2 protein-coding genes are annotated in these 1,084 nt (G+C 53.3%); both read left to right on the top strand.

The features are described from left to right. The coding region (locus IE105_RS15270; protein WP_189499748.1) for a beta-barrel domain-containing protein at positions 1–384 on the top strand (384 nt) is incomplete at its 5' end. Positions 385–440: 56 nt separating this feature from the next. After that, the coding region (locus IE105_RS15265; RefSeq protein ID WP_189499747.1) for a TolC family protein at positions 441–1,084 on the top strand (644 nt) is incomplete at its 3' end.

The following is a 1,084-nucleotide window of genomic DNA, read 5'->3' as shown; positions in this document are numbered from 1 at the left end:
GGCGATACACTCATGGAAATCGTCCCGGCCCTATTCGATGTTACGGCCTCCGTTCAAATTATGCCGGCTGACAGGCCGACCGTCTATGAGGGCCTCTTGGTTCGAACACAACTGTCGTCTTACAAAGGTTGGCAAGCCCCGCGACTCGATGGCGAAATCATCGGTATTTCAGCCGACTTGAAGACGGACCCGGTCACGGGGGTGTCCTATTATGAAGCCCGAGTCCGTATCCCCAAAGATCAGCTGGCTCGGATCGAGAATGCCAATATTTTGCCCGGAATGCCAGTTGATACCTTCATTTATTCAGGACGCAGCCGAACGTTAATCGAATATGTTTTGGAGCCCCTCAGTGACTCCTTGTTTCGGGGTTTGAGGGAAGGGTAATGGCCATGATCTGGTTTGATGTTCGACGATTATTTCGGGGAGCTGGAATCTCATGCATGTCAGCCTCATTTGTTTTGAGCGGGCCCAATGTCGCAGGGGCTCAAACTGAGGGAGTTGAGTTTGACCCCAGTCAACTTCCACAGACGCAGGCCTGTATTAGCTTGGGGTTGGCATTCGATTTAGCAAGCGTTCGGGACCCTAGAGTATTGATGTCAATGGCGCGGGAGTTAGATTTTGATGCGAGGGTAACGGAGGCCAAGGCGCTGAGCCGACCTAGGGTTTCTGCATTTGGTCGAAGCGGGTTTGGTGACACGGGCTTGGTCGATAGCGCTGTCTCCAGTCAGGCGGGGTTACAACTCTCACAGCGGGTTTTTGACTTCGGTAACGCTCGGCTCGCTCGCCGCTCGGCCCGCGCCAACGCGGACGCCTCTCGCTTTGAGACAAGTGCAGAGACATTGGGCGCAGGCAGACGCGTGGCAAACGCTTATTTGACCTATTTAGAGTCAAAGGAAAAGTCGGAACAAACGCGGGATCGGCAGGACTATTTCACTCAGCAATTAGGCTCACTTGATCGTTTGATGGAGATGGGTGGTGCCACACTAACAGAGCGAGCAACCGTGGCCGCTGAAATCTCAGACGCGGAGGCATTCGCGCTTGACCTTAACTTCCAAATGGAAAGCGCATTGATTGAATTTGAACT

Origin of the sequence: Algimonas arctica, assembly GCF_014652695.1 — a bacterium.
Taxonomy (GTDB): domain Bacteria; phylum Pseudomonadota; class Alphaproteobacteria; order Caulobacterales; family Maricaulaceae; genus Litorimonas; species Litorimonas arctica.
This window is presented reverse-complemented; position numbering and strand designations above follow the sequence as displayed.